Below are 5901 nucleotides of genomic sequence, written 5' to 3'. Positions count from 1 at the left end.
AGCACGCGGTCGAGGCCGTCGAGCACCGCGAGCCGGGGTGAGGGGTCGGGTTCGAGATCGGCGAAGGTATCGTCCTCGACGATCGTCAGATCATGCGTGCCGGCGAGCGCCAGCACCCGATGCGCGATCCGCGGCGAAAGCGTGGCGCCGGTCGGATTTTGCAGCGCCGAATTGGTGATGTAGAGCCTGGGTCGCTCCGCGATCAGCGCGGCTTCGAAACCCGCGAGATCCGGTCCCTCCGGCGTATGCGGCACGCCGACGATCTTCACCCGATGCGCCAGGAGCATCGCGTGAAAATTGAAATAGCCGGGATCGTCGACCAGCACCGTGTCGCCGGGATGGAGCATCAGCCGGCCGATCAGGTCCATCGCCNATCTTCACCCGATGCGCCAGGAGCATCGCGTGAAAATTGAAATAGCCGGGATCGTCGACCAGCACCGTGTCGCCGGGATGGAGCATCAGCCGGCCGATCAGGTCCATCGCCTGGGTCGCCGAACCGGTGAGCATGATCTGCTCCGGCCCCGCCGGCAGCTTCTCCTCCGCGAGCCGCCCGAGCAGGTAGCGGCGAAGCGCCACCGCGCCGCCCGAATCCGCGTAGCGGATCAGGACCGGATCATCGGCCCGCGCGAGCGCGCGCAGCCCCTTGCGGAGCGCCGCCGTGGGCAGCCAGTCGTCCGGCAGCCAGCCACAGCCCGGCCGGGCGATCATCGTGTCGGATTCGAGCGACTGGCGCGAGACCCAGAAGGGATCGACATTCCGGGGCCGGGGCGTCCCCATCCGCGCCACCGTCATCGGCGGGACATTGCCGCCGGCGACGAAGAACCCCGCGCCGCGTTTCGCGCGGATCACCCCTTCGGCGACGAGCCGGTCATAGGCTTCGACCACGGTGGAGGGCGAGGCGTCCATCGTCTCGGCGAAACGGCGGATCGACGGCATCCGGTCGCCGGGGGCGAGCGCGCGGCCGGCGATCCTGTCGCGCACGACCTTCATCAGCGTCTCGGTCTTGGTCATCTCCGCGCCGTCCATCCGCCCCCTCCCTGTCCGAACTGTGCGGGTATCGTCACCCATACGGTTTGTCAGAATTGTACTTGTCTGTATCTGTCCGCGCCAGCCCCCGCGAGTCTATTCATGTGCGAGAATTGACGAGGGTGCGATGGAACAGAGAATGGCAGGGTGGGGCAGTGGCCTCCTCGGGGTGATGATCTTCAGCGGCTCGCTGCCGGCGACACGCGTCGCGGTGGCCGATTTCTCGCCGACCTTCCTCACCTCGGCCCGCGCGGTGATCGCGGCGCTCCTCGGCGCGCTCCTGCTCGCCGCGCTGCGCCAGCCGCGGCCGGACCGACGCGACCTCGGGCCGCTGATGATCGTCTCGCTCGGCGTCATCGTCGGCTTTCCGCTCCTGACCGCGCTGGCGCTCCAGCATGTCACGGCGGGGCATTCGATGGTCTTCATCGGCCTTCTACCGCTTGCCACCGCGCTCTTCGGCGTGATCCGGGGCGGCGAACGGCCCAACCGGGTCTTCTGGCTGTTCTCCACGCTCGGCGCGGCGACGATCGCCGGTTTCGCGCTCTCGCAGAGCGATGGCGGATCGCTCAGTGGCGACCTCCTGATCGTCGCGGCGGTTCTCGCCTGCGGCCTCGGCTACGCCGAAGGCGCGGTGCTCTCGCGCCGGCTCGGCGGCTGGCAGGTGATCTGCTGGGCGCTGGTGCTCTCGCTCCCGGCGATGGCGGCGCTCGCGCTCGTCACGCGGCCGGAAAGCTGGGGCGGGATCTCGGCTCCGGGCTGGATCAGCCTCGGCTATGTCGCGGTCTTCAGCATGCTGCTCGGCTGCTTCTTCTGGTACCGCGGCCTCGCGCGCGGCGGGATCGCCGGCGTCAGCCAGCTGCAGTTCCTCCAGCCCTTCTTCGGCCTCGGCCTCGCCGCGCTCGTCCTGGGCGAGTCGATCGCCTGGCCGATGATCGCCTGCGCGCTCGCCGTCGTCCTCTGCGTCGCCGGCGCGAAGCGCTTCACCTGAATGATCCCCCGCAATAGGAGAACCGACATGGACCGCTTCCTCCTCGCGCTTCTGAACACCGCCTGCGCACTGTTCCGCGTCGACAGCCGTGCGCTCACCACCCGCCGGGACGAGCCCCGGATGATGGGCCCGGAAAGTTTCGGCCGCTGATCGCGCCTGCTCGAACCGCCACTCTCCCTCCGCCATGGCGCGGCCCGCGGCCCTGTTCACCATGAACTGGAGTTCCTCGAACTGAAATCAGGCGGGCGCGCACCAGACTGGTAGACGCGCCCGCCTGTGGTCAGTTCATCGCCGGGGTCAGGTCACGGATGCTGAGAGCATCGGCGTCGCGGCGGATCTCGACCTCGCGCGCGGCCTCGCCGGCCGTGCCGGGCGTCGAGAGCACGATTGCCTCGTCGGGCGACAGGGTCGCCACGAGCCTGAGCGGATGCGCCTCGGCGCCCTCCGCCAAAGTCGCGACGACGCGGTAGCCGTCATTCTCGACGGTGTAATAGGCGACGCCCGCGATACCACCGAGGTCGATGGGATGCGCCACCGGCGCTTCCGCCTGCGCGGCGATGCCGGAGAAGCCGAGAAGGGCGGCGGCGAGTGCGAGTTTGGCTTTCATGACGTGATCCTTTCGCTTTGCATGGCAGGAAGTTAGCAATTACGCTCACGTCGATAATCGCCTCGGAATGCACTTCATTCATGCAGACCAGTCCGCAATCACCCTCCTTCGACGAGATCGCCGCTTTCATCGCCGTGGCGGCCGAGGGCAGCTTCATCGGCGCCGCGCGCCGGCTGGAGCTCGACCCGTCGCTCCTGTCCCGGCGCGTCCAGCGGCTGGAGGAACGGCTCGGCATCCGGCTTTTCGCGCGCACGACCCGCAAGGTCGGCCTGACCGAACCGGGAGAGCGGTATCTCGCCCGGGTCGGCGACCTGATGGCGCAGCTCGAAGCGGCGGGGGCGGAGGCGGCGGAGATGTCCGCGGCGCCGCGCGGCGTCCTGCGGCTATCGCTGCCGCTCAGTCTCGGCCCGTGTGTGGTGGCACCGCTGCTGGCGGGTTTCGTCGAGCGTTACCCCGGCATCCGGCTCGACCTCGGTTTCAGCAACCGACGCGTCGATCTCGTCGCGGAAGGCATCGACCTCGCGATCCGCATGGGCGCGCCGCGCGACAGTTCGCTCACCATGCGCAAGCTTGCGAGCTATGACGAGATCCTGGTGGCGGCGCCGGCGTATCTGGAAGCGCGCGGACATCCCGCGAGGCCCGACGATCTCGCGGATCATGCCTGCCTCGGGTTCACCGGCAACGCATTCTGGCCGCGATGGCATCTGACCCGGGGCGGGACCGTCGAGCGCCTCGACCCGCGCGGGCCGATCCAGTCCGACAATTCGGACGCGTTGCTGGAGGCGGCCGCGGACGGCGCGGGGATCATGCTCACGCCCGACTGGCTCGCCGCGGCGGCCATCGAGGCGGGGCGGCTGCTGCGCGTCCTGCCCGACTGGCGGGGAGCGACCGAGGGGACGATCCACGCCCTGCTGCCGCCGGGCCGGCTCGTCCCCGCCAAGACGCGGCTGTTCCTCGACGAACTGGGGGCGATGCTCTGAGCCGTCGCTCAGGCGGCGCGATCCCGCGCGGCCGAGGCGGCGCGTTCGGCTTCGAGATCCTCCGCCCATCTGTCGAGTTCGGCGGCCACGCCGTGGTCGGCTTCGAGGGCGCGGAGCCAGTCCGGCGGCGCGGCCCGGACCTGTGCCCGCTCCGGGCCGGGACGGGCGCGGCCGAAGGCGTTGCCGATCAGTCCGAAGGTCACGCGCCGGGCGCGGATGTCGCGCGGCGAATTGTCGAGCTCCCCGGTGAAGAGCTTGCCGATCAGCGCGACGCGCTTCGGACCGGGCTCGATATGGAACCTGAGCCCAAGCGTCGTTTCGCCGCCCGCGCCGGTGGCGCGGCGCATGATCTCGGCCGGGAGATGCCCGACGCCGGCGATCCCGACCAGGAGCCAGTCACCGCGCTCGGGCAGGTCCCCGCCCGGGACCGTGACCGCCGCCCCTGCGAGCGAGAGATCCCGCGTCGTGCCCGTCAGCCGCGCCGTGCCGGTCCTGAGCCGGATCGGCTCGTCGAGATCGAACCGCTCCTCGGCGCGGAGCGCGGGCGGCGAGACGGCGATGGCGGCCACGATCGTCATGATGACCATGTTGAAGACCGCCCAGAAGGCAACGATCGGGACCAGCGCGCCGGTCTCGATCACCCGGTATTCGAAGCTCGTGTTGAGGATCAGCCCGGCGGCGGTGGCGAGCGTGAGCCCGGTCGCGAGTACCACCGTCGGCCGGTCGATCCGCGCGCCACCACCCGCGTCCTTGCCCTTCGGCGTCACCTTGAACGCATGGCCATGCGGGCGGATCAGCGTGACGAGGATCGTCGGCAGCAGCCGGAAGGCCTGCAGCACGCCATGCGCGGTCGCGGCGATCGGATTGTACTGCGACGGCGCGAAGAGCCGCACACCCATGACCGCGCCGACGATCGCCGCGAGCTGATAGCTGAATATGGAGCTCGCATCGGTGTTCAGGAGCGGCAGGAGGCCGGTCAGCAGATAGATCGCCGGCGTCGACATCGCGACGATCTGGCTGAGGCTCTGGGTGATCCAGTGCGTCGGCAGGAACATGGCGCGCTGGATCGGCGTGAGGCCGGGGCCGAGCGGACCTTCGCGCAGATAGAGCAGCTGGATCGCGCCCCGCGCCCAACGGGCGCGCTGCACGAAGAAGGCCGCGAGCGATTCCGGCGCGAGGCCGATCGCCAGCCGCTCGTTGAGGTAGCGCGTGACATAGCCCTTCCGGAGCAGCGCCAGCGTCAGAAGCATGTCCTCGGTGATCGACCCCGAAGGCAGCGCGCCGCCGATCTCCGCGATCGCCGAGCGCCGGACGATGCCGTTCGACCCGCAGCAGAAGGCGCAGTCCCAGCCGTCGCGCCCCGGCATGATCGCATCGAAGAAGAAGCGCTGGTCGTCGGGCATGTCGCGCTGCATCCCGAGGGAGGACTGCATCGGATCGCTGTTGAAGAAGCTGTGCGGGATCTGGACGATGCCGATCCGGTCGTCCTCGAAGAAGCCGATGGCGCGGTAGAGGAAATTCCGCCGCGGCACGAAATCGGCGTCGAGCACGAGGAAGAATTCGCCGCTCGTTTGGGCTATACCATTGTTGATGTTGCCGGCCTTGGCATGGGCGTTACCGGTGCGCGTCAGATAGCCCGCGCCCATCTCGCGCGCGAAGTCTTCGAGCCAGGGCCGGTCGCCGTCGTCGAGCACCCAGACCCGGAGCCTGTCCCTGGGCCAGTCGATCCCGACCGCGCCGATGATGGTTTTCTCCAGCACGTCGAGCGGTTCGTTGTAGGTCGCGATCATCACATCGACCACGGGAAGGCTTCCAGGGTCCGCGGCGCGCAGCCGCGCCTCGTGCCGGTCCGCCTCGGCCCTCCGGTCGGTCTTGCGCGAAAGCGCGAGGAAGCCGACGCCCGCGTCGAACCAGGCGACGAGTTCGATGGCGAAGATGGACCAGACGAGCGCGGTCTGCGCGCTCAGGTCATTCGCGGGAAGCACCGTCACGAAGAGGCGCCAGTGGAGATAGCGCCCGATCAGCAGGGTCAGCCCGCCGAGGACGGCGAGCCTGACCCATCGCCGCTCGATCGCGCCGTCGGGAATGGCGAGGCGGATGGCCGCGATCAGGAGCAGGGGGATGAGCGGGGTGAGGGACTGGAGCAACATGGCGGCGACCGGAGGCGGGAGTTCGGGGTGTGGAACCAGACGCGGGGATCAGGGGCGGGAGCCGGCCGGATCGGCGATCGCCCCCGGGGTCGCCGAAGGGATGGCCGCCTCCGCGACGGCGATCTCGGCGACCGCGAAGGCGCGGGCCGC

6 protein-coding genes and 1 pseudogene are annotated in these 5901 nt (G+C 69.6%); 3 read left to right on the top strand and 4 right to left on the bottom strand.

Annotation, left to right across the window (positions count from 1 at the left end; all coding sequences use genetic code 11):
* Both ACLJK8_RS21850 and ACLJK8_RS21845 read right to left on the bottom strand, forming a co-directional pair.
* On the bottom strand, window positions 1-347 hold a 347-nt coding region (locus tag ACLJK8_RS21850), incomplete at its 3' end, for an aminotransferase class I/II-fold pyridoxal phosphate-dependent enzyme (RefSeq protein WP_413152545.1).
* A 193-nt stretch (window positions 348-540) separates the two neighbouring features.
* Window positions 541-936 (bottom strand): annotated as a pseudogene (locus ACLJK8_RS21845) (GntR family transcriptional regulator); the annotation flags it as partial.
* Window positions 937-1153: 217 nt separating this feature from the next.
* On the opposite strand from ACLJK8_RS21845, the gene ACLJK8_RS21840 reads away from it, so the two are divergent.
* Together ACLJK8_RS21840 and ACLJK8_RS21835 are read left to right on the top strand one after the other, a co-directional pair.
* Window positions 1154-2014 (top strand): DMT family transporter, encoded by an 861-nt coding sequence (locus ACLJK8_RS21840; RefSeq protein WP_413152544.1) that lies wholly within the window; start codon window positions 1154-1156, stop codon window positions 2012-2014.
* A gap of 27 nt (window positions 2015-2041) precedes the next feature.
* Window positions 2042-2164 carry a hypothetical protein gene (locus tag ACLJK8_RS21835; RefSeq protein WP_413152543.1) on the top strand — a complete coding sequence of 41 codons (123 nt, stop codon included), beginning with the start codon at window positions 2042-2044 and terminating at the stop codon, window positions 2162-2164.
* A 130-nt stretch (window positions 2165-2294) separates the two neighbouring features.
* Here the strand turns inward: ACLJK8_RS21835 and ACLJK8_RS21830 are convergent, their stop codons facing one another.
* On the bottom strand, window positions 2295-2621 hold the full coding sequence (locus tag ACLJK8_RS21830; RefSeq protein ID WP_413152542.1) for a hypothetical protein: 327 nt from the start codon (window positions 2619-2621) through the stop codon (window positions 2295-2297).
* Between the two features lie 80 nt (window positions 2622-2701).
* Between ACLJK8_RS21830 and ACLJK8_RS21825 the strand changes: the two genes are divergently transcribed.
* A complete protein-coding gene (locus ACLJK8_RS21825; protein WP_413152541.1) occupies window positions 2702-3601 on the top strand; it encodes a LysR family transcriptional regulator in 900 nt (299 codons plus the stop codon).
* Window positions 3602-3609: 8 nt separating this feature from the next.
* Here the strand turns inward: ACLJK8_RS21825 and ACLJK8_RS21820 are convergent, their stop codons facing one another.
* Entirely contained in the window at window positions 3610-5751 is a 2142-nt protein-coding gene (locus tag ACLJK8_RS21820; protein WP_413152540.1) for a glycosyltransferase, read from the bottom strand.
* Window positions 5752-5901: the final 150 nt, after the last annotated feature.

This window comes from Amaricoccus sp. W119, assembly GCF_047275745.1.
GTDB lineage: Bacteria > Pseudomonadota > Alphaproteobacteria > Rhodobacterales > Rhodobacteraceae > Amaricoccus.
The sequence above is the reverse complement of the archived record's forward strand: the minus strand, read 5'-3'. Positions and strand labels throughout refer to the sequence as shown.